Below are 23,984 nucleotides of genomic sequence, written 5' to 3'. Positions count from 1 at the left end.
CAAGAATACTTTACTAGCTTTAAAATTATTACTTGTGATATAATAAACATATGGTTTGACCCATTTCTATATTCAATTACCTAATCTATTACCCAAAACTACTAAAACCATACTATAAATAATTTACTGATAAATTATATACTTTTTTGTTATTAAAAAATAGGGAGGTAATAGTATGACTGTTTCTGCAAAACAAGGGTTAGAAATTTTACGGACTACATCTAATTTTCAATGGTATATCATACCCATCTTAATTATTGTAATATATATCTACGCCGTTGAAGTAGAAAAAAGAAATTGGAATGTTCTATTAGCTGGACTTGCTTTTTGGGGGATGGATTGGTTCAATGAAATATGGAACTCATTAGTATTTCATTTCTCTGGCTATGCACCTGTTTGGGGAGCTCCGACCAAAAGTGCTTATTTGATTCTTATTGGACTCAACATTGAAATAACGTTCATGTTTCTGGTTGCAGGAATTGCCTGTGCCAAGATGTTACCAAAAGATAAAAAGAAAAAGATACTAGGTATTCCTAACAGATATTTTCTCGTTGTTTTCAATTCAATTTTATTTGTCATAGTAGAAATAATATTAAATAGAATTGGTGTTCTTACCTGGGAATATTCTTGGTGGCAGCCATATTGTCCTTGGTTGATACTTCTCATTGGTTATATGCCTTTTATTGCTATGTGCTATATAGTTCATGATATGAAAAAAATAAAAAACAAACTTATAACTGTTGGTATTATATTTGCTGTGGATATTTTAGGATTAGTTATATTTGGAGCCATATTAAGGTGGATTTAATAATATACATATACAAATACTTTGTCATAATAAATATTTTATATAATGACTTATGAGTAATTGAAATTCTAACTTAAGGAGGAGAAATATGATATCTTATCAAGAACGGATTAAGGATTTGACTAGTAGTTATGGAAATTGGTTCCATGACGATACACTTCTAGAACGAGGCAAAATGACTTCTTCATTGTATCCCTACACTAACCTGTTCTCACCAATAACAATTAATAAAACCAAAATTAAGAACAGGTTGATAATGGCACCTATGGGAAACATATCTATGTGTGATGAATCTGGTAGACCCAGCGAAAAGATGATCAGTTATTTTACAGAAAGAGCAAAAGGCGGTGTTGGTTTAATTACTACAGGATTAATACCAATAAGTTATGGTATTGATAATTCCATAATAGAAAAAGGCGACCTGACCTACTTTCCTAGAATAGACAGATCCAGAACAACTTTTGCACCTTGGAGAGATATTGCAGAGAATTGTCACTCGTTTGGCGCTAAGATATTCCTTCAGATAAGCCCTGGTCTTGGAAGAGTCGGGAATCCACAATGTGTAGTAAGTATGCACAAGTTCCCTGTATCTGCTTCATTCAATCCTAATTACTATATGCCAGGTGTACCATCATTAAGGCTATCTGATAGAAAACTAAAAAAAATCATTAAAAAATCTGGTCAAGCGGCGGCTGATTCAAAAGCAGCGCTTATTGATGGCGTTTATTTGCATGGACACGAGGGATATCTATTAGAACAATTGACCAACCCTGCTTTCAATAGAAGAAAAATAGGTAGATACTCTGATTGGCAGAGATTCGGTATAAAATTAGTAAAAGAAATCAGAAATAGATGCGGTAAAAATTATCCTATAATGTATAGGATTGATTTATCATTAGTACTTAATGAAACATATGGAGAAAAAATGTCAGCAGTTAAGTCCCTCAAGAAATTCAAAAATGAAAGAACTGTTGAGATGACTCTAGATTATATGAAGAATCTAGTGAAAGCTGGAGTGGATATATTTGATGTGGACCTTGGATGTTATGATAACTGGTGGTTACCTCATCCACCAGGACCAATGCCTCCTGGATGTTTCTTAGAAGTTTCCAAGATAGTCAAAGAATATTTTGATAAAAATAATATTCTATCAAATGCAGGAATTGAAGTTCCTATTGCTGGTGTTGGCAAGTTAGGTTATCCTGATTTAGCTGAACAAGCTCTATGTGACAACTCTTGTGATATGATTATGTTAGGAAGACCTCTTCTCTCTGACCCATATTGGCCTAATAAAGTATATGCTAACAAAGTAGATGAGATTATACCTTGCATAGGATGTCAAGAGGGATGCATAAATGAATTTGTGGAGGGTGGTCATCCACAATGTGCTATTAATCCTAGAACTGGTTTTGAAAATCTATATGAAGAAGAATTCCCTATTGCCTCCAACAAGAAGAGAATAGCTGTTATAGGTGCTGGACCTGCTGGTGTTACTTGTGCTGTGACTGCTGCAAAAAGAGGTCACGAAGTAACATTGATAGATAAAAATGATAAAGCTGGTGGACTACTTATATCTGGTGGAGTCCCAAAAATAAAATTTGATATTCAAAATTATAATAATTACCTCAGCACTATAATAAGTAAAACCAGTTCCAAATATGAATTGATATATAGACCTAATACTACAGCCACTGTAGAAGGTCTAAAAGCAGAAAACTTCGATGTAATAGTTACAGCTATAGGTGTAAAACAGATTATTCCTAAGCTACCAGGCTATGATAGAAATAATGTTGTATTAGCAACGGAGCTGCTTCTTAATAAGGATTTAGCCAAAGATTGCAGAAATATCGTAGTAATCGGTGGTGGTGTTGTAGGATGCGAAACAGCCTATATGTTGAAAAGTGAAATGGATAAAACAGTTGATGTCATAGAAATGGAACCTTACTTCATGAACCATGTTTGTACTGCTAACAGAGGCTATATGATACATTATCTTGAAGAAAACAATGTTAAATTACATAATTGTACCAAATTAAAAAGTATTGAAGAAGATGGTATCATAGTTACCAAGAATATATCTAACACTGTACCTGACCCTTATATTACTTGGGCACCATTACTACCTGAAAATATAGTTAATCCTCTTGCCAAAGATATTATATCAGAAGAAAAAGAAATGAAAATAGAAGCTGATTTAGTTGTAATGGCTATAGGCGGTAGGCCTATTGATACTTTATATTATGACCTTGTTAAAGCAAATACTGCTCCTGAAATATATAACATTGGAGATTCCTTCAAACAAGGTAAAGTATTTGAAGCTACAAAATCAGGATATCTATTAGCAAGGAATTTATAAATATCATATAAGGGGTTGTGATATAATACATTACACATTAAAAATGTATTATCCCACAACCCCTTTTCATTATTATATAATCATCAATCAGTACAACTGATGAATCCACAATATATTATATTTGTCAATTATTTATTTATTAGAATGGATCTGTTACATAAGAACATCTCTTAGGCATAGAATTATTTAACTTGCCTATTATCATATCATCATTACAAGTAATTAACTCTAATTCCATCGCCTCTTCCCAACTTAAGAAGCCAAATACTATTTGTGATAAAACCTGAATTGAGCAGCTGATATCAGGTTCAATATGTTCATTCTCTTTAACTTCAACATTATTATCATAAATATTTATTTCAAATGTATTGTTGTTCCAAGATGCATATTTATCTTCAACGGATATACTGAATTTTAGATCATTGATATCCTTATATGGATACATTTCAAGTATTTTTTTAGCGTTAATTATACGAACCATCATACCCGATGATACTTCCATATGTTGTCTTGGATTCTTTAACAATATGTCTAAGTTATTATCATGAGGAACTTTCAAAGTTACTTTATCAAACTGAGCTCTATGTACAAAGATGAATCTCATTAATTGTTTTCTTACTTCTAATGAATCATATACTATTTCTTGTACAATCATTCCATCACTATTTATCTTATAGGAGATATAGCCTCTCAATTTATCTTCATCATCAAAAACACCATAACTATGAATATCATTCTTAGCGTTTCTAGCAAAAATCAGTTCCCATCTTAGATTAGTCCTTTTGGTAGCACCATTATAATTACAATAAAAATGTTCGTAGATTTTCTTTATTTGATGGATATGATCTTTGTTAATAGGTTTTACACTAAAATCACCACTTTTAAAATGTGATAAATCATTAATACTTATTTCTAATTTCTTATTCCTACTTCCATACTCCCAACCATACTTTCTATAGAAAGAGTATGCAAAAGGAGCAAGCAATGAAAATACTTGATTATTATCATTCATCATCTTAAGGGATTCTATCAATAACTTCTCAACAACATGATTCTGTCTAGCTTCTGGAAAAGTAGCTACACCACCTATACCACCCATTTTAACTTCCAAACTATGCCAATAGATTTCAAAATCATTAATTACCAATGCTCCCTGTAACAAATTATCCTCAAATGCACCTAATATAATTGAATCATCTTTCCCAAACATATTGTCTAATTCAAATTTGATTAATTCCTTATCTACCCCGAAACAATAGCTTTGTAATTCAGCAAATTTATCTAAATGCTGATTATCAACAATGTTATATAAATCCATAATTCAACCCTCCCAAAATATGTTATAGTATTTAATATAACATTGTTTTAATTCTATTTCAATTATAATATTTATTTTTTTATAATACATTCTAATAATAAATTACCATCAGTGACAAAAAGGTAATCTTTTTCAGAATTACTTTAAAAAATTACTTATAATCAACATCATCATCTAGTTTGTCCATTCTTCTCTTAAGCTTAAGAATTGTATTATATTCATGTTTCTTGTAACTCTTTTTAAGTTCTTTTGAAAGAGAATACATCATTATTATTAAAAGTATAGCAAATGGCAATCCTGTAATAACTACTGCTGATTGTATGGTCTTTAGGGCATGTTCTCCACCTAGCAATAAGACAGATAACGCAATAAGTCCTTCCATTAATGCCCAAAATACTCTTTGTGTTTTAGGTGAGTCCTGCTTACCTCCACTAGTCAAATTATCAACAACCAATGAACCTGAATCACTACTTGTTACAAAGAATAAAACAATAGCTATAATAGCTACAAACGAAAATATCATCTGAACTGCTGGTGATTCTATAAGATATTTAAACATCTCAAACATAGCTGTTGCAATATTGTTATCAATTGCTTTTTTGATGACTCCATCATATAAATTATTTGTATACACTCCTGAAGCTCCTAGAATAGTCATTGCAATCGTGATAATAATTGTTGGTAATGCAACAGTTCCTATAGCTATTTCTCTTATAGTTCTTCCCTTGGAAATACGTGCTATGAAAGTTCCTACGAATGGTGTCCATGATATCCACCAAGCCCAATAAAATACTGTCCAAGTACCTTGCCATGCAATACCATCTGATGTAGTTGCTGTAAAAAATCCAACATTAAAAAAATCTTTTATATATAAACCTATGCTTGACATATATGTTGATAATATATAAACTGTTGGTCCTATTAATAGTATAGCTACTAATAAAACTCCACTTATTATTGTATTAGCTTGGCTTAATAATTTAATCCCTTTTGATATTCCACTAACTACAGATAAAGTCGCAATAAATGTTATAACAACAATTAAAATGATTTGTACAGTTGAGTTTATAGGTATACCAAAAACATAATTCATCCCTGAATTAATTTGATTTGCACCTAATCCTAATGAGGTTGCTAGACCAAATAATACTGCTAATACTGCAAAAGTATCAATTATGTCTCCCCATATACCAAAAATCTTATCTTTAATCAATGGATAAAATAAACTTCTAAACGAGAAAGGAAGTTTCTTATTATAAGCGAAGTAACCTAGACCTACAGCTACTAATCCATAGAGTGCCCATGCATGAGCTCCCCAGTGCATATACATCATTTTAAAATTATCATATGTTGACCCTGAATTAAGTTCTTGTGGAATATCTAAGTGATAGATAGGTTCTGCTACACCATAGAAGAATATACCTATACCTATACCTGCGCTGAATAACATAGCATACCAAGAAAAATTACTATACTCTGGTTTTGCATTAAATCCACCTAATCTTATTCTTCCAAGCTTAGAAATCCCAACAACCAATAAAAATATGAATGAAAGGTTAATAGTCAATACATATAACCAGTTAAAATTTTTATTCAAACTATCATTAATATCTTTGAAAGTCTTTGCTGATAATGTTGGCTTAGCAATAGTAAAGATAATAAATCCTAATACTAATATTGCTGATACTATTGATACGAATAAATTCATATCAAATCCCCATTTTTTAAAGTTTTTTGAATATAGTTTTTTGCTTAAATTTTCTTTTTCCATATAATCCTCCATTTTTGTTATTTATATATGGGGTATAACTAATGCTTACAAAAACCATGTGTTTTTCCAATAATTAACCCACATTATTCTTTAATATACATTAAGTACCTCTATATTATTTTGGGTAATTTGTCTGTTTTAATCCATTAAAATTAATTATTTTCATTTGAATAAAGTAGTATTAAAATTTTAAGTATTGAAGCATCTTAATGTTTACTCTTTATTAGTTCTATAACATTAAACTTAAAAAAAACACTCTAACTCTTTAGGATCAGAGTTAGAGTGTTTATGTTTCATATAATAAATATATTCACATTACGCCACTATATAATAGTAGCATAGTTTTTTGCCTAATAATATAGACCCAAAACAAACCCCAGTTCAAATCAAATATTTTCAAAAATACTTTCTTTCTTTAAAAAAATGGTATAAAAATGTCTTATATAATTAAACCATTTTTTTGACATGTTTGAATACATACTGCACGAAAGCATCATGTACCTTGCACATCAAATACTAATATTTTTTACTTCTATTTTTACATCATTTGATATTATACACTAATTTATGGGATTTATCAAGTTTTATAGTTGCCTCATTATTCCAAATAATACAATATAAAATTGTATTATTTAATTATATTTATTATATAACAATTTGTTTTAGTTAGTTTCAAACATTTTCACCAATTCTTTATATTTAGCTACACGTCCCATAATCTTTACTTGATCATCAACAACTAATGCTGGTGTCTTCATAACACCATAAGACATGATTTCATTAATATCTTCAACCTTCAATACCTGGGCTTCTATACCTACTGTTTCTAATGCTTCCAAAGTATTTTTGTATAGATTTTGACAGTTTTTACAACCGCCTCCTAAAATTTTAATAACCATTTGTATTACCTCCATTTTAATAATAAATTATTTTTATATTACATCAATAAATGCCCAATAAAGTTAAATAGATAGCCCGTCATTAATATACCTATTCCAGTTACAATGACAAACCAAACTATCAATCTAGGTTTTATGACCTTTCTAAGAAGAACCAATTCAGGTGCAGATAAAGCTGTTACAGCCATCATAAATGAAAGTGCTGTACCTATACCAACTCCCTTGCCTATAAGTGCCTGTGCAATAGGTATTGTACCCATTGCATTTGAATAGAGTGGAATTCCACACACAACAGCGATAAGTACAGCAAATGGATTATTTTCACCTGCATAATTTGCAAGAAAGTCTTTTGGAACCCATCCATGTATTGCTGCTCCAATTCCAATACCTATTATTAAGAATAACCAAATTCTTTTAACTATATCTTTTACATTTTGTGTAGCAAAAGATATCCTTTCATTTACAGTCAATTCTTTTGGATCAATCTGAGCTACTTTTGTATTGTAGACATATTCTTCAACTTCTTTTTCCATCTTCATTTTTCCAATAATAAGTCCACCTACAACTCCAACAATAACTCCTGTAATTACATAAACAACAGCTAACTTCCATCCAAATAAGCCAAGTAATATAATAAATGCAGCTTCATTAACTATTGGTGATGTAATAAGAAATGAGAATGTAAGTCCCAATGGTACTCCTGCTTCAACAAATCCTATAAAAATAGGCACAGATGAACAAGAACAAAAAGGTGTAACAATACCTAATAGCGATGCCATTATATTACCTTTTATACCACTGAATTTTGCAAGAATCCTTTTTGTCTTTTCTGGTGGGAAGTAACTGCGTATATATGAAATTAGGAATATCATGATACTCAACAAAATAATAATCTTGATTGTATCATATATGAAAAAATGTATACTACTTCCCCATTTGCTATCCATAGATAATCCTGTTACTTTGGTAACAAAAGCTTGTGCTAAATAGTCCAACCAATTAAACATATCTATACCTCACTATCAAGTAATTTATTAATCTCTGTCCTTACTAATTTATTCACTAACGTAATAATATCTTTAACTTCTTCATGTTTGATGTTATATATAACCTTATTACCATCTTTTCTGGTATTCACTATATCCGCATCTTTTAGAAGTTTTAGATGTTGTGACATGTTAGCTTGTGAATACTCATTATCATCACATAATTGACACACACATCTTTCGCCATCAAATAGCTTTTTTACTATTTCTAGCCTTACTGGATGTGCCAATGCTTTTAAAACATTAACTTCCATTGTATCAATCTTCATTAGCTACCTCCTTAAGTATATAATAATATTCTTATATAGTTATTTACTAACATTATATGTCTATAAAGCAATTTTGTCAATATAGTATTTAAGTATATTTTATTTGTGCAAGTAGGTCAGTAAAATTGTTTTATTCTGACTTGGTTTTTGCAAAATAGTATATGTATATGTTACGCCAGCTACTTGCTCGTCCTGAGCAAAAAGCTGGGTTCGGCGTCCTGCCTCACTACTCCACATATACATATACTATTTTGCTATGAAGTAACCGTCAATATAATCACAAAAAAATTTTACTTCTTAATTAAGCAAGCTGAGGCTATTTCTTGCTATTTATATTAGAAATAGACAATTAAAAAAGCTAGAAGCAAAATATTTCTTTATAATTGCGAAAAAAGTGAATCACGAATTACACGCAACTCACTTTTTCTATTATTGCACATTATGAAGAACATAAAATTATCAATAATTTATTTTTGTCTTACCACACCAGTTTCAACGGCTTTTATTGCGACTGCTTCTGCTACGGCTTGTACTACACGTTCATCAAATGGTGATGGAACAATATAATCTTCACGAAGTTCTTTTTCGTCAATTACGGAAGCAATAGCATAAGCTGCTGCTAATTTCATCTCTTCATTGATTTTTTTAGCTCCCACATCTAATGCTCCTCTAAAGATGCCTGGGAAGGCTAGAACATTATTTATCTGGTTAGGATAATCACTTCTACCAGTACCTATTATTCTTGCTCCTGCTTTTTTTGCGTCTTCTGGCATAATCTCAGGTACAGGATTAGCCATTGCAAATACAAAAGGATTATCATTCATGGATTTAATCATTTCCTGAGATACTATATTACCAGCTGATACACCAATAAATGCATCAGCGTTTTTCATAGCTGCTGATAAATCACCTTCAATGTCTTCCTTATTAGTTATTTCAAGAATTTCTTTCTGTAAGAAATCCAAGTTTTCACGTTTGGAATTAATGATTCCATCTATATCAACAGATATTATATCTCCTACTCCATAATTATGAATCATGCGAACGATAGAGCTGCCGGCAGCTCCTGCTCCACTGACAACAACTTTTAACTCCTTTGGATTCTTACCTGTCAATTTACAAGCATTAAGTAATGCAGCGGTCACAATAATTGCAGTACCATGTTGGTCATCATGGAATACTGGAATATCTAATTCTTCTATTAACCTTCTCTCTATTTCAACACATCTAGGAGCTGATATATCTTCTAGGTTAATACCGCCAAGTGAAGGAGTCAAATTTTTACATATATTAATGATCTCCTCAGTATCTTGTGTATCTAAACATAATGGAAATGAATCAACGTTACCGAATTTCTTAAAAAGTATGGACTTACCTTCCATAACAGGCAATGCAGCCTTTGGTCCAATATTCCCTAATCCAAGAACTGCTGAACCATCTGTGATAACGGCAACCATATTACCTTTTGAAGTATATTTGTATATATTATTTTCATCTTCAGCTATTTTCCTACAAGGCTCTGCAACCCCTGGTGAATATGCAAGACTCAATTCATCCTTGTTAGATACTTTAACTTTTGAAACAATTTCAATCTTACCCTTATTCTCTTCATGCATCTTAAGTGATTTTCCGTAAATATCCATTGTATGCCTCCTGTAAGTTTAATTTTAAAATAGTTATTGAATTATATATTACTAATACTGTATACTATAGTATAAAAGTAATTATAGATTAACAATACAACAAATTGATTTTGATACCATCATTATAGTATAACCCTGCTTACTAAGCAACGATAAATAATAATATATATCAAACTAACTAGAAATACTTCGAAAAGAGGAAATTATAATGGAAACCATATCTATTGATAAATGTCTTCATATGGATAGAGTTATTTTCATAGATGTTAGAACTACTAAGGAATTTGAGGAAGGAACAATACCAGGAGCTGTCAACGTACCTATCTTCAATAATGAGGAAAGAGCCTATCTTGGACATACTTATAAAAATGTTAATAAAATAACTGCAAAAGAAGAAGGTTTTGAAATAGCTTGCCAGAAACTGCCAGAAATCTATGCAAAGATTAAAAAAACAGCAAAAGGGTATAGTAAAATCGTTATATTCTGTTGGAGAGGCGGTCTTAGAAGTAAATCTATCGCTACAGTTATATCTTTGATGCACCTCCCAGCTTATCAACTAGAAGGTGGATATAAAGCATACAGAACCTATATTTTAAAAGACTTCGAAAAAAGACTAAGTCTTCCATCTCCATATATTGTTTTACACGGCTACACTGGTTGTAGTAAAACTTTGTTGTTAAAAGCTCTAGAAAAAGCTGGAATGCCTGTACTTGACCTTGAAGGATTAGCTAACCATCGTGGTTCAGTATTTGGTGGTGTAGGTTTAGGTGAACAGCCTCCACAAAAAGTATTTGAATCTTATGTCTATGATAAAACCATATCTTTTAATAACTCCCTTGTATTTGTTGAAGCAGAAAGCTCAAAAATAGGTAAAAGAGTCGTCCCAGCATATGCTATCAATCATATCAAAACAGGTATCCATGTACTTGTCAATCTTGATAAGGAAATTAGAATACAGAGATTGTTAGATGATTACATGGAAACTAATGGTACTTTTGAAGAAAATCTATCTTTTATAAAAAATTCACTTACCACAATAAAATCATATATGTCCAATCATGATTACAACTTAATGCATGAATACATTGAAAATGGTAATCTTCATGATTTTGTAGGTTTACTACTTGATAATTATTATGACCCAATGTATAAGAAATGGAAAAAATATTATGGTACTTTTGATTATGAAGTAGATTCTAGTAACATAGATGTAGCTGTAAAAGAACTCATTGAAATATTTAACAAAGAAAGTAACATACCTAAAAAAGGCTAATAATAATAAATTTAACTTGACATTATACATTATCCTCCTGTATAATTCAATACTGACAATAGAATAAGCATAATAGAGGCGCAGAGATTATTAGTAATCATAACCTAGCTTGGCAAGCGAATAAAGTATGATGAAAGGATGATCTGCCGAAGCATTATTTTCCGCCAAGAAATAATGTTGGAGTTAAGTTTAATAGACTTATCACTCTCACTACCTATCGTAGTGAAGGCGCTATTATTTGAATAAGATACTTTCAGACAATAGTGTAACTATTGTCTTTTTTTTAATGTTATAAAACTTAGCTAATTTATTCATCAGAAAAAGGAAATAGGAGGAGGAAATTATGGAACTTTTATTAAGTTTAGTACCAGCAATCATAATGATTGTATTAGTTATCATAACCAAAAAAGTTATCATGTCACTATCTGTTGGAATTATCATAGGTTCTTTAATTGCACATGGCTTCAATGTGTTAGATACAGTATCTTACATAGGTACAACAGTTTGGGAAATAATAACAGATTTTTCTTGGCACATGCCAATAGTAGGTTTTTTATTGTTACTAGGAATTATCACAACTCTATTAACAATTACTAATTCCACAAAAGCATTTGCTGATTTTGCAGTTTCAAAGATCAAGAATAAGAAAGCAGCACAAATTGTTGCATGGATTCTAGGAATTGTTATCTTTATTGATGATTACTTCAATGCTTTAGTTATAGGTGAAATCTCAAAACCTATCACAGACCGTTATAGTATCAGTCGTGCCAAACTCTCATATATCATTGATTCAACTAGTGCTCCAGTAGTTATCTTATTACCAATATCTACATGGGGAGCTTACATAATCGGTACATTAACAGGTGTTTTCAAAAAAGTAGGTTATACTGCAACCACTGGAACTGGTGCTTATTGGCGAATGATTCCTATGCAGTTTTACGCTATTGTAGCTCTTATAATGGTATTTATAGTTATAAAATTCAATATTAACATTGGTAAAATGAAAACTTATGAAAAAAAAGCTGAAGAAGGAAATGATATCAGCTGTTCCAAATCAGCTGAAGATATTTCTCATGTACAAGCAGTTACTAACAAAGGTTCTAAGTGGGCATTAATCATCACCATCCTATCACTAATCATCTTAATCTTAGGTGGTATGTTATATGAAGCCAAATGGGACATTAGTCAAATGTTATCTGTAGATATTACTCTTCCACTCTTCCGTGGTTCTGTAATCACTACAATCATAGCAACTATATTTGCTATATCCACTGGGGAAGTTTCAGTAAAGCATCTTTTCCGTGCTGCTAAGGCAGGTATCAGTTCTATGCTACCTGCATCAATAATATTAATTACTGCTTGGACACTAGTTGAAGTTATAGATAAACTTAACACTGGTCAATATTTGGCTGATTGGATTGAAACCTCTCAAATGAATCCTAGTCTATTGATACCTATAATGTTTATAATAGGAAGTTTTATTGCTTTTATGACTGGAACCAGCTGGGGAACTTTTGGTTTATTGTTACCAATTGTTGGTAAGATATTAGCCGCAACTGACCCTTCGATGATGTTACCAGCTATGGCTGCCGTATTAAGTGGTGCTATCCTTGGAGATCACTGCTCACCAATAAGTGATACCACCGTACTCTCAGCTACAGGAGCTCAAGCAAAACTGGATGCTCACTTTACATCCCAATTACCGTATGCGTTAATAGCTGGTCTTATATCCTTTGTAGCTTTTATAGTATATGGATTAACTAAAAATCTATTAATATGTTATGGTGTAATAATAGTGGAATTTGTTATTTTCATTTATATTGCTCGAAAACTAAAGAACCCAATAAATGTTAGCGAATAAAGTAATATATAGTGTAGGATATCAATAAATAAAGTGCTGTGGGATAATACATTTTTGGTATATTATCCTACAGCCCCTTTTTATTCTATTTTATTTTTTTCTTCTCTACTAATTTCTCAGTATTCTCCAGATCTTTGAATGCTACTGCAAACATTAATTTTATTCTATTAAGTTGATTCACTTCACTAGCTCCTGGATCATAATCTACTGTTAATAGGTTAGCTTCTGGGTATTTTTCTTTTAGAGCTCTTAACATTCCTTTTCCTGTTACATGGTTAGGCAGACAAGCAAAAGGCTGCATACATATGATATTTTTCACACCACTATCTAGTAATTCAACCATCTCAGCTGTCAAGAACCAACCTTCACCAGCATGATTACCTAGAGAAAGAATATTTTGTGCTCCTCTGGCTAGTTGTCCAATAGTCCTTGAATTCTGGAATCTATTACTATTTTTAAGTGCTTCTCTTTGATGTCTTCTAAATGCTTCCACATATTTAATAGCAATATCACAAGCCAAAGCTTTTACTTTACTTTTACCTAGATACCTGCTTTTAAACTTAGCATTATATACACTATATAAGAAGAAATCAATTAAATCAGGTACAACTGCTTCTCCGCCCTCTTTTTCAATCATTTTTACTATTTGATTATTGGAGAATGGATTGAATTTAACAAATATTTCTCCTGTCAAGCCTACTTTTGGTTTTCTAACATCATATAGAGGTATTTTGTCAAAATCATTTACTATACCCCTTATTATATCTGGTCTAAGCTTACTATTATTAGTTATGTTATCTATACATATTTTTTTCCATTTGTCATGCAACCTTTTTGTTGAACCTTTTATCTTTTCATAAGGTCTTGTCCTATATATTAATTGCATGAACAGGTCTCCGTACAATATTGACATAATCATCTTATTTATCATAGTTAAATTCAATTTGAATCCTGGATTTTTTTCATATCCCACTGCATTCAATGATAAAACAGGAATATCAGAAAATCCAGCGTCTTGTAATGCTTTTCTAATGATGGCTATATAATTAGTAGCTCTGCAAACTCCTCCAGTCTGAGATATTATAACTGAAGTATTGTTTCTATCATAGTTACCATTCTTTAATGCACATAGTATCTGCCCCACTATTAAAATAGAAGGATAGCATGTATCATTATTAACGTATTTAAGCCCCTCTTTCAATACTTTTTCATTGACATGTGGAAGTATTTTAAGATTGTAACCACAACTGTTTATAGCTTTCTCCAGTAATTCAAAGTGTATAGGAGATAACTGTGGAGCAAGAATAGTATGAGTTTTTTTCATTTCTTGTGTAAATATCCTCTTTTTATAAAAATCCTTTACATGCATAGGTGTAATCCTATTTTTTTGTCTTTCATCCATTGCCGCTTTCAATGATCTGAGTCTTATTCTTGCAGCTCCTAGATTATTGACTTCATCTATTTTTATCAATGTGTACAGCTTATTATTATTTTCTAATATCTCAGCTACCATATCTGTTGCTATGGCATCCAATCCGCAGCCAAATGAGTTAAGCTGAACTATTTCAAGATAATCTGTTGTTGTTACAAAACTGGCAGCTCTATAGGTCCTTGAGTGGTATGTCCATTGGTCGACCACTCTTAATGGATTATTTATTTTACCTAAATGAGCAACTGAATCTTCTGTTAGCACTACCATACCTAGATTATTTATTAATTCTGGTATTCCATGATTTATTTCAGGGTCTATATGATATGGTCTTCCACATAGAACTATCCCTTTCTTACCTGTTTCTTTTAGATATTCTAAGGTCTCTTCTCCCTTTTTCCTTATATCCTCTTTGAAGGCTTCATTTTCATCCCAAGCAATTTTTAATGCTCTATCTACTTGTTTCTTATCCACGCCATAATCTTTAAAAGTCTCATGTAGTACCTTAGCCAGAGCATTCTTATTATCCAAAGTCAAAAATGGATCTAGGAATTTGATATTTTTCTCTTCAAGTATTTTCATATTGTTTTTTATAACCTCTGGATAAGAGATTACAAGTGCACAGTTTAGATGATTATCACTTGATGCAAATTCTTTTTTCTCATAGAATATACATGGATAGAATATCATATCCACTTGTTTTTCTACTAGACTCATAATATGTCCATGAGTAATCTTTGCTGGATAACAAGCTGATTCAGATGGTATTGTGTCCATTCCTTTTTCATAAATTTTCTTATTACTCCTTGGAGAAATTAGCACTCTGAAACCTAATTCTGTAAGGAATGTAAACCAAAGTGGATAATTTTGGTATATATTCATGACTCTAGGAATTCCTATTACTGCTTTTGCTTTTTCCTTACTTAGAGGCTTATAACTGAACAATCGTTGTAATTTGTATTGATATAGATTTGGCAGGTTTTGTTCAATATGCCTAGCACCACTTCCTCTTTCACAACGATTGCCACTTACAAAACTTCTTCCATCTTGAAATTCATTTATTGTAAGCAAGCAATTATTAGCACATAAACCACATCTACGATGATGTATCTTTCTGTTGAAATTATTCAGTTTATCTTTTGTCAATAGACTTGTTAATTCCCCCTTGATATATCTCTCTTTTGCAATTAATGCGCATCCATACGCTCCCATCATTCCCGATATTTCTGGTCTTACTACCTGTCTGCATGATATTAATTCAAAACTCCTAAGAACTGCATCATTGTAAAAAGTACCGCCTTGAACTATTATCTTCTCTCCCATTTCCTCTGGATTCTTTATCTTGATAACTTTTTGTAAAGCATTATTAATCAATGAATAGGATAATCCTGCTGATATATCACCTATTGTGGCGCCTTCTTTTTGGGCTTGTTTTACTCTGGAATTCATGAAAACTGTACATCTTGAACCTAGGTCAACTGGCTCTTCTGCGAAAAGAGCTTTTTGGCTGAATTCTTCTATTGTTAGATTGAGAGATTTGGCGAATGTTTCAAGAAAAGAACCGCAACCTGAACTACATGCTTCATTAAGCATGATATTCTCTATTACACCATTTTTCACCTTCAAGCATTTCATATCTTGTCCGCCAATATCTAATATGAATTCAACTCCTGGCAAAAATCGTTCTGCCGCCTTGTAATGTGCAACTGTCTCAATTTCTCCTATATCTATCTTTAATGCACTTTTTATTAATCCTTCTCCATATCCTGTAACAGCTGTTTTAACAATCTTAGCACCATCTGGCAGTTTATTATAAATATCTGCTAGAACATCTATTACAATTTTTAATGGCCGTCCTTCATTACTGTTATAATAGCTATAAAGTATCTCATAATTGTCTCCCATCAAAATTATTTTTGTAGTAGTTGACCCAGCATCTATTCCTAGATAGCATTTTTCTCTGTAATTAGATAAATCTTTTCTAGGTACACTGTCTCTTGTATGTCTTCTTCTGAATTTATCTAGATCATCAGTATCCCTAAATAACGCTCTTAATCTTTTAACCCCATAATCTGTGCTTTTATCTAACTCTTCTAGTCTATCGTATAATTCCTTTGTTGTTATAGAATTATCTTTTATTGAGTTGATTGCAGCCCCTATAGCAATAAAATAATGGGAATCATCAGGGAATATGACTTGGTCTTCCTTCAATTTTAGGGTTTTAATGAATCTTTTTCTTAGTTCAGATAAAAAATACAGTGGACCTCCTAGAAAAGCCACATTACCTTTTATAGGTCTTCCACATGCCAGATTGCTGATTGTTTGTGTAACAATACTTTGAAAGATGGATACAGCTATATCCTCTTTTGCTGCCCCTTCATTAAGTAATGGCTGTATATCGCTTTTTGCAAATACACCGCATCTTGCCGCAATAGGATAAATATTATTGTAATTCTTTGCCAATTCATTAAGTCCTATTGGATCTGTTTTTAGTAATGAAGCCATTTGATCTATGAATGCACCTGTACCTCCAGCACAAGTACCATTCATCCTTTGTTCAACTCCATTAGTAAAATAAATTATCTTAGCATCTTCTCCACCAAGTTCAATAGCTACATCTGTTTTAGGTGCAAGATTTTCTATAGCTAGACTGCAAGATATTACTTCTTGAATGAAAGGTATATCTAGTTTTTCAGATATCCCAAGTCCAGCCGAACCGCTGACATTTATTGTTATATTACTGTCAGTGTATTTATCATATACCTCTTTAATCAGCTCTTTGACACTTTCTTTTATATCAGAATAGTGTCTTTTATATTTACTGAATATTATTTTTTTATGTTGATTAAGTACTACAATCTTAATTGTTGTAGAACCTATATCAAAACCAACATGTAAATTTTTTTTCAAAATAAATCTCTCCTATTTCTACATTTTGGTTAACCACTCATTGGTTTCACCATCATATAGATAATTCCCTTTTTTGTAGGAACTTATAATAGGAGAGTTAAATTTAATCTATTTAGCTACTTTTGAAACTAATTTTTCTATTACACCATTGACATTAGATGCCATATCATCTTGTTCTTCTGTGAGACTGCCTAGTTTTTCAATTTGGTTATTGATATTTTCATTTTCAGTAGATAAAGACTTTAATAATCCTGAAATCTCATCAGCAAACATTTTAGTATTATCAGATAACTTTTGTACTTCATTAGCTACAACGGAAAAACCTCTACCATGTTCACCTGCTCTTGCAGCTTCTATATTGGCATTCAATCCTAATATCTTGATTTGCTGTGTTATATGATTAACCGAATTGATTATTTCATCTGTTTGTGTTATGTACTGTTTTGATTCATTTGAAGAATGAATCAAATTATGGCTCACATCATTAAGAAGTTTTGTTGTGATAGAAACTTTGTCCATTTCTTTTTTCAATACTTCTGTTGTATTATTAATTATATCTAACTGGTTATTTAGCTGGTCACTTATAGATACTTGTTTATCAACTATTCTCATCATCAATTCTGCCATCTGAGAATCAACAATCTGTTTTTGCGGGAATTTGTCTTTTACCTCATCAGCAATCTTTTTAATTCCAGTTGCTTCTATTATAACATCAATATTATTGTCAATATTACTCATATCATCAGTATATTTAATGCCACATTTTTTCGCTAATATTATTCCTGGTGCATCATAATTCTTATCAACTACTAGTCCAATAATTACATTGTCCATATCCTTAAATAACTTAAGTAATTTAGTACCGCCATTTCCTGCACCAATAATTGCTACTTTCATTTGCTCCCTTCCCTTCCAAGAAATTAATAACAATCTAATATTAATCATTATTTGCAACTATAACAATACAACAATATATACCATTCGTCAATACATAAAAACAACCACCTTACGGTGGTTGCCCTAGAATATAACCTACTTAATTATTACTATCTCATCAGTATCTGAAATTTTAATACTTTCTTTTACCTTATTACCAGAAACGATAGTTCCATCAGCTTTATAAGTTCCTGGTGTAATGACTCTAGCATAATAGTATAATTCCTTATCATATTCATAATTCTTACTAATATGCATTGTTACTTTTTGTCCTTCAACATCTTTATAATAGTACCATCCATCATGACGAAGACCAAAGTTTCCTGAATATTCAATAGGTACAAGACCTGATGGTGCAAAATCAGTAACAGTATAATACTTATCAATAGCATCTTTGTCAATATCCACATCTATGACTACTTTAACAATATCAGATTGGTTAAATGTATTAGTCTTCTTGCCTGTAGTATAATTATAATATTCTCTCTTAACTGTTAAATTATCATCTTGTTTACTATTATTAATTAGTGCTTTATTATAAACTGCTATTAATGCCACATCTCCCTCTACACTATTAACCTTGAACTGATTAAGATTAACCGAAGGTATATCAATGGTTATAGGCCAGCCATCTTTAATTACTTTTTCATAAGCTTTTCCTTGATAAGTATAGGTTATTTTTGGTTCTTTGGTATTTACTTTGTCTATCTCGCCTATTATATAAGTTAATTTTTCACTATTTACTAGTATTTCTTTTGAATAAGTTGTAGTTACATATTCATAATATAAATCTTTGTCATCCATATCCAACTTAGAAGCCAGCATCATCATAAGAGCTGTATACTCTAAGTATTTATCTTCTGACTTTCCATATTTTATTCTTTTTACTGTTTTATACTCTTCTTCATACCTAGCTATCTTGTTATCATATATGTTAGTTGCTTTATAGCTATCACCAAGTTCACTATATGCAATTGCTAGATATAGGTAATCTTTTAGATTAAGATTAGATATTTTCTCTAGTTTTTGAATATCTAATAATACTGGCTCTTCTAAAACTGCTAATCCATAAAGGGCTGCTGCCTTGTTTCTGCTTTTATCGTTTCCTAATTCGTTGTATAAATACTTTTTAACTTTTTCTGTATTTATATCATCTTTTATTATAGGTAATAACTTAACAGTTGTTTCTATATCGCTTTCAGCATATGGAAGTATTGCAAATCCACCATCATTCACTTGATAATCTGATAATTTAACCTCATCTTTTAAAATATCTTTCATATCAAATGTATCAGTAAGCATTTTACTTGCCTTGTAAGACAAATATTTTTGATCTATTCTCTTACCACTACTGTACATTAACGAATATAGTTCAGGTATGAATTTACCTCTTCCTTTATCAACCATTGTTAAATTTGTAATACCTCTATCGTTAGTCTTGATTTTCATGCCCTTAACTAAATCATAGTAATCTGCTACTTTCATCTCATGGTATGTCTTTACTACATTTATTGTCTGTTTGATACCATCAGTATAGCCTGATTCTGAAATTGCTTTTACTACTATATCATAAGTTCCCTCTTCTTTCATTTCCCATAGAGGGATGTTGACTCTTTCAAAGGCTTTTCCAGTAGCTGTTACTTCATAATCCGTTCCTTCTGCTGTTACTTGATATTTAACATTTTCTCCTTCTTTTAATTCTTTTCCATATACACTAACCCCTATATATGGTTTATCCCCTACTAAATATGTCTTGTTAAGACTTGTGTTGATGAAATATGGTAATGATACTATAAGTTCTTCTTTATTAGACCCAGCCTTCAATGTTTTTGAAATACCTGCAAATGTCATACGCCATGAAGTTACATTATCAGGTAATCTAAATGTGAATGTTCCCTCACCGTTTTCATCCAATTTTATTGTCCTGAACAATGCAGTATCTTTAAATACGGATCTTACATAAATATCAGCTGAATCAAAATTACCATTCATTGGCATTGCAGATTCACTAACAGCTTCATCACAACATTTTTCTGTAGCCATGCCAAATCTTAATCCAAAATGGTTCATGTTATTACTCATGTTGTTATGTGAACCGTAAGTGCTGCCAATACCTCCTTGAACCCATTGGTATAATTCTTCTAATGTGTCTATTTCATTATCATTTAATTTTAGTAATGCTTCGTCAATTAGACTTGCATTTACATATACATCTTTTGCAGGTATATTTTTATTTTCTTCTTTTGAATATACCATAGCTTTTAATGAGACTTTACACAAATCTCCAGGTTTATAATTATCTTTATCTGTCTCAGCAGTAAATATAATCCTGTTCTTTTCAAAATCTAATCTTGGAGAAAAACTCTCAGCTTCTACGTAAGTTTTTCCATTAAAGTATATTCCCCTAATCTCTACATTTGGTATAGAACTTTCATCAAATATTTTATTATACTCTGGAGAATTATTGACTTCATAATCCTTTATTCCATTTTGAGCTGTTACATATAGGAAACTACCTTTTTCTAATAACTTATCATTATTGACAAACTTGATATTCATTTCTTCGTCAACGTCATAAGAGTCTTTATCACCTTTTAACATATAGTGGTCTTCCATATTTTCACTTGAACTAGGAGGATTAGGCATCCTATAATTTCCAAAGTATTGGCTGAATTTCATTTTTCTACCATAAGAATCAACTGTGTTAAGTTCTGCAGTATAATAGCAATCTCTTACATCTGGTAAGGTTACCTTAATCTTTGCTTTTCCATCTTTATCTGTTACTAACACAACATCTTTTACTTTAGTAGTTTCTTTATAATATTCATATTGTTTTCTTACAACTTTATTGATGAAATCATAGTATTCACCAATCTCTTTTTTCTTCCACTCATTTTTGTATACTGTTCCTGTTATCTTTTGATCTTCTTTAGCTTCTCCTAAGTAATCATTATAATCTTTGGCAGTATCATTATTTAGTCTTGTCAAATCATATTTATTTACTTGAACAGCTAGAGTACCTTCTTTTCCTTCTATTTGGCTATTAATATCTACATTGATATCATTTATGAATACCCTTACTTCTTCATTTCCATAGATCTCACCAGATTCAGGAAGCTGTGCGTATGCATTTATTCTAATATTACTGATACCTTGAGTTCCTTCTACATATTTTGGAGTGTAAGAAACACTAACATTACCTTTTTTGTCAGAAGTCATTGTTCCATTTTTACGTTCCAAACCATTGATATTATAATTTACATCTAGATTAGAAACTGGGGTTCCTTCAAAAAATAGTGTATTTATATCAAAATTCACTGCTTCATTAAGGAATATGGCTTCTTTGTCTTTTGAAAGCTCAATCTTATAAGCTGGTTTTACATAATTCTTTACATCAATATAACTGGTTGATATAACCTGATCCTTATGTTTAACAGATATCTGATAGCTGCCTTCTTCTAGATTAGGTAATTTTATTTTGCCATTATAAAAACCGTTATCAGTTTCTATAGTTGTTTTTTCGTATGGCATCTCCTCAGAGAATGGTAAATAATCCCAATAGAACCATCCGCCTTGTGATATTTCTACAGTGATATCTTCTATTCTTTCATCATCATATCTGTTCTGTAGAAATCCCCAGAATTCTACTGTATCATCAGGCTTATACATGCCCCTGTCTGTTTGGAAGTACTTCCAATAATATTTACTTGCAGAATCTCCACCATACATAGCAAAATCTACTAATACTGCACTTTTGTTACCTGCTTCTATTTTGTATATGGTATTTTCTGTTTTATCATTATTCTTTCTATTAATTTCTACGATACCTTTTTCATTGCTTTTATAAGTTTCTTTTCCTTCATATAATGTTACAACACCATTTTTAACCGGTTTACCTGTTTTCAAATCATTCAACCATATAATATTTTTACTATCTGTAGAAGGATTATTGGAGTTCCCTGTTGTATTTGCAGCTCTGTACAAAATAATATCTCTTTCACCAGAACTCATATAGTAAAAACTAAGGTCTGTTACTTGTACGAATGTTTGGAAAGTAATATCTTCCCATCTGCAATCTATTATATAATATCCATTAGGTAATTTATCAGGTAGATTAATAAATTTTTGATTATAGTCTTCAATATCTATAGGCTGCTCAAAATCCATGACTTTTGAAAGACCTTTTGTCTCAATCTTTTCATCTTCATGACCAAAATAAGACCATCTTGGTATTTTATTATATTTGCTTATAGCAGCAGCAAAATCATCCATGGATTTATAAGAGTAAACATCTACTGAGATTGGAGTTTTTGCTAATTTTTCATTATAAACATAATAATCCATTGGAATTATTGGTTTTTCTGAAGTTGAAAATTCATTTATTATATTCATGAAATTAAAATAACCATCTGGCTTTTTGTATTCATCATTTTTCTTAGGGGCTGTTTCAAAACTGAAAACATAGTCCTCTTTTAATACTTGTTCAGATTCATTAAGTTTTAGTCCTTTTTTGATCGTTACAGTGTAAAGTGTTTTAGGCTCTAAACCACCTTTTGGAGCAAAAACAACAACATTTCCATGAGTCTCGAATTTCCCATTTACTTTTGGACTAATTTCAAAAAAATCTTTTGCGTCAGCATTGTCATGACTAAAGTAAAATTCTATTCCTGTATTAGTTGGAACATTAACGGATTCATTACGTGGTAATACACCTAGCAATGAGAAGTCAGACATTGTTTGGAATGTCCAAGTTATGTCTTTAAAACTAAATGTATATAAACTATTTTTTTCTAACTCCTTAGCAAGAGTTATTATGAAACCCTCTTCAGATTTTTTAGCACTGAATTCTATATCTCCATCAATTTTTAAACCTTGTTTAATTTCATCAAGTGTCAAAGACTTGTCATCATCTGCTTTTAATAAGAATGTTGTTTTTGTATTGATTCCTGTACTATCAAACTTCTGTGGTATAAGTGCAAATCCATTTCTAAATTCCTCTGCGTTTACATCAATTCCTTTATATATGGAACTACCATTAAATAAAGTTATAAAAAGTACAGCCATCAATACTAAACTTACTACTTTTTTCTTCATTACTCATTCCCCTTTCTTAACTATCATAATTAATCAAGTTTAGTAAATGGCAATAATGTCATTTATTTTTAACTTATATATCTTAGACGTAAACATTTTGAAAAAGTTCCATATTTTGATAAAAATATAATGAAATTTTAAATTAGTTAATAGATATGCTGATTATAAGTATTTTTCCATTCTTATGTCTTCTCTCCAATTACCTTCATAATAAACAAAATCCTTGATTCTATCAAATTCTTTATAACCTATTTTTTCATAAAAAGCTCTAGCTCGTTTCAGTTAAATTGGCTCCAATTTTGTCTATTTCTTCAAATGTTATCTTCATAGTTTTACCTCTCATAGTATTTGATAATTAATATTATAGCATG

At 31.0% G+C, this 23,984-nt stretch carries 13 protein-coding genes and 1 riboswitch; of the genes, 4 read left to right on the top strand and 9 right to left on the bottom strand.

Annotated features, from left to right (window positions below; genetic code table 11):
• Positions 1-175: 175 nt before the first annotated feature.
• Together AACQ14_RS02250 and AACQ14_RS02245 are read left to right on the top strand one after the other, a co-directional pair.
• Entirely contained in the window at positions 176-808 is a 633-nt protein-coding gene (locus tag AACQ14_RS02250) for a hypothetical protein (protein WP_339361936.1), read from the top strand.
• Between the two features lie 88 nt (positions 809-896).
• The gene (locus AACQ14_RS02245) at positions 897-3,164 is read left to right on the top strand and encodes an FAD-dependent oxidoreductase (protein WP_339361935.1); all 2,268 of its coding nucleotides are present in this window, start codon (positions 897-899) and stop codon (positions 3,162-3,164) included.
• A gap of 139 nt (positions 3,165-3,303) precedes the next feature.
• Here the strand turns inward: AACQ14_RS02245 and AACQ14_RS02240 are convergent, their stop codons facing one another.
• From AACQ14_RS02240 to AACQ14_RS02215, 6 genes are all read right to left on the bottom strand, one after another.
• On the bottom strand, positions 3,304-4,482 hold the full coding sequence (locus AACQ14_RS02240) for a GNAT family N-acetyltransferase (RefSeq protein ID WP_339361934.1): 1,179 nt from the start codon (positions 4,480-4,482) through the stop codon (positions 3,304-3,306).
• 151 nt (positions 4,483-4,633) lie between these two features.
• On the bottom strand, positions 4,634-6,253 hold the full coding sequence (locus tag AACQ14_RS02235) for a BCCT family transporter (RefSeq protein WP_339361933.1): 1,620 nt from the start codon (positions 6,251-6,253) through the stop codon (positions 4,634-4,636).
• Between the two features lie 662 nt (positions 6,254-6,915).
• Positions 6,916-7,152, bottom strand: coding sequence for a thioredoxin family protein (locus AACQ14_RS02230; RefSeq protein WP_339361932.1), 237 nt, complete (start codon positions 7,150-7,152; stop codon positions 6,916-6,918).
• Between the two features lie 38 nt (positions 7,153-7,190).
• Positions 7,191-8,159: a permease gene (locus tag AACQ14_RS02225; RefSeq protein WP_339361931.1), complete on the bottom strand. Its 969-nt coding sequence runs from the start codon at positions 8,157-8,159 to the stop codon at positions 7,191-7,193.
• A 2-nt stretch (positions 8,160-8,161) separates the two neighbouring features.
• Positions 8,162-8,467, bottom strand: a complete 306-nt coding sequence (locus AACQ14_RS02220) for an ArsR/SmtB family transcription factor (protein WP_339361930.1) — start codon at positions 8,465-8,467, stop codon at positions 8,162-8,164.
• A gap of 467 nt (positions 8,468-8,934) precedes the next feature.
• Entirely contained in the window at positions 8,935-10,110 is a 1,176-nt protein-coding gene (locus AACQ14_RS02215; RefSeq protein ID WP_339361929.1) for an NAD(P)-dependent malic enzyme, read from the bottom strand.
• 208 nt (positions 10,111-10,318) lie between these two features.
• On the opposite strand from AACQ14_RS02215, the gene mnmH reads away from it, so the two are divergent.
• Positions 10,319-11,383 (top strand): tRNA 2-selenouridine(34) synthase MnmH, encoded by a 1,065-nt coding sequence (gene mnmH / locus AACQ14_RS02210; RefSeq protein ID WP_339361928.1) that lies wholly within the window; start codon positions 10,319-10,321, stop codon positions 11,381-11,383.
• A gap of 65 nt (positions 11,384-11,448) precedes the next feature.
• Positions 11,449-11,625, top strand: a riboswitch (Lysine riboswitch).
• Between the two features lie 101 nt (positions 11,626-11,726).
• Positions 11,727-13,244, top strand: coding sequence for a Na+/H+ antiporter NhaC family protein (locus AACQ14_RS02205; protein ID WP_339361927.1), 1,518 nt, complete (start codon positions 11,727-11,729; stop codon positions 13,242-13,244).
• 85 nt (positions 13,245-13,329) lie between these two features.
• Here the strand turns inward: AACQ14_RS02205 and AACQ14_RS02200 are convergent, their stop codons facing one another.
• The 3 genes from AACQ14_RS02200 to AACQ14_RS02190 all read right to left on the bottom strand — a co-directional run bounded on the left by AACQ14_RS02200 (position 13,330) and on the right by AACQ14_RS02190 (position 23,613).
• On the bottom strand, positions 13,330-17,586 hold the full coding sequence (locus AACQ14_RS02200; RefSeq protein ID WP_339361937.1) for an acyl-CoA dehydratase activase-related protein: 4,257 nt from the start codon (positions 17,584-17,586) through the stop codon (positions 13,330-13,332).
• Positions 17,587-17,691: 105 nt separating this feature from the next.
• Positions 17,692-18,480 carry a methyl-accepting chemotaxis protein gene (locus AACQ14_RS02195; protein WP_339361926.1) on the bottom strand — a complete coding sequence of 263 codons (789 nt, stop codon included), beginning with the start codon at positions 18,478-18,480 and terminating at the stop codon, positions 17,692-17,694.
• 135 nt (positions 18,481-18,615) lie between these two features.
• Entirely contained in the window at positions 18,616-23,613 is a 4,998-nt protein-coding gene (locus AACQ14_RS02190) for an Ig-like domain-containing alpha-2-macroglobulin family protein (RefSeq protein WP_339361925.1), read from the bottom strand.
• Positions 23,614-23,984: the final 371 nt, after the last annotated feature.

Source organism: Vallitalea maricola (assembly GCF_036985595.1).
In the GTDB taxonomy this organism is placed as follows: Bacteria; Bacillota; Clostridia; order Lachnospirales; family Vallitaleaceae; genus Vallitalea; species Vallitalea maricola.
Note: the sequence above shows the minus strand (reverse complement) of the source record. Positions and strands in the feature narration are given on the sequence as shown.

What these genes read in the sequence shown, in the direction of transcription:
- AACQ14_RS02225 (WP_339361931.1), bottom strand. Translation starts at nt 8,159, where the DNA reads ATGTTTAATTGGTTGGACTATTTAGCACAAGCTTTTGTTACCAAAGTA.
- AACQ14_RS02205 (WP_339361927.1), top strand. Translation starts at nt 11,727, where the DNA reads ATGGAACTTTTATTAAGTTTAGTACCAGCAATCATAATGATTGTATTA.
- AACQ14_RS02245 (WP_339361935.1), top strand. Translation starts at nt 897, where the DNA reads ATGATATCTTATCAAGAACGGATTAAGGATTTGACTAGTAGTTATGGA.
- AACQ14_RS02220 (WP_339361930.1), bottom strand. Translation starts at nt 8,467, where the DNA reads ATGAAGATTGATACAATGGAAGTTAATGTTTTAAAAGCATTGGCACAT.
- AACQ14_RS02240 (WP_339361934.1), bottom strand. Translation starts at nt 4,482, where the DNA reads ATGGATTTATATAACATTGTTGATAATCAGCATTTAGATAAATTTGCT.
- AACQ14_RS02195 (WP_339361926.1), bottom strand. Translation starts at nt 18,480, where the DNA reads ATGAAAGTAGCAATTATTGGTGCAGGAAATGGCGGTACTAAATTACTT.
- AACQ14_RS02230 (WP_339361932.1), bottom strand. Translation starts at nt 7,152, where the DNA reads ATGGTTATTAAAATTTTAGGAGGCGGTTGTAAAAACTGTCAAAATCTA.
- AACQ14_RS02235 (WP_339361933.1), bottom strand. Translation starts at nt 6,253, where the DNA reads ATGGAAAAAGAAAATTTAAGCAAAAAACTATATTCAAAAAACTTTAAA.
- mnmH (WP_339361928.1), top strand. Translation starts at nt 10,319, where the DNA reads ATGGAAACCATATCTATTGATAAATGTCTTCATATGGATAGAGTTATT.
- AACQ14_RS02190 (WP_339361925.1), bottom strand. Translation starts at nt 23,613, where the DNA reads ATGAAGAAAAAAGTAGTAAGTTTAGTATTGATGGCTGTACTTTTTATA.
- AACQ14_RS02215 (WP_339361929.1), bottom strand. Translation starts at nt 10,110, where the DNA reads ATGGATATTTACGGAAAATCACTTAAGATGCATGAAGAGAATAAGGGT.
- AACQ14_RS02250 (WP_339361936.1), top strand. Translation starts at nt 176, where the DNA reads ATGACTGTTTCTGCAAAACAAGGGTTAGAAATTTTACGGACTACATCT.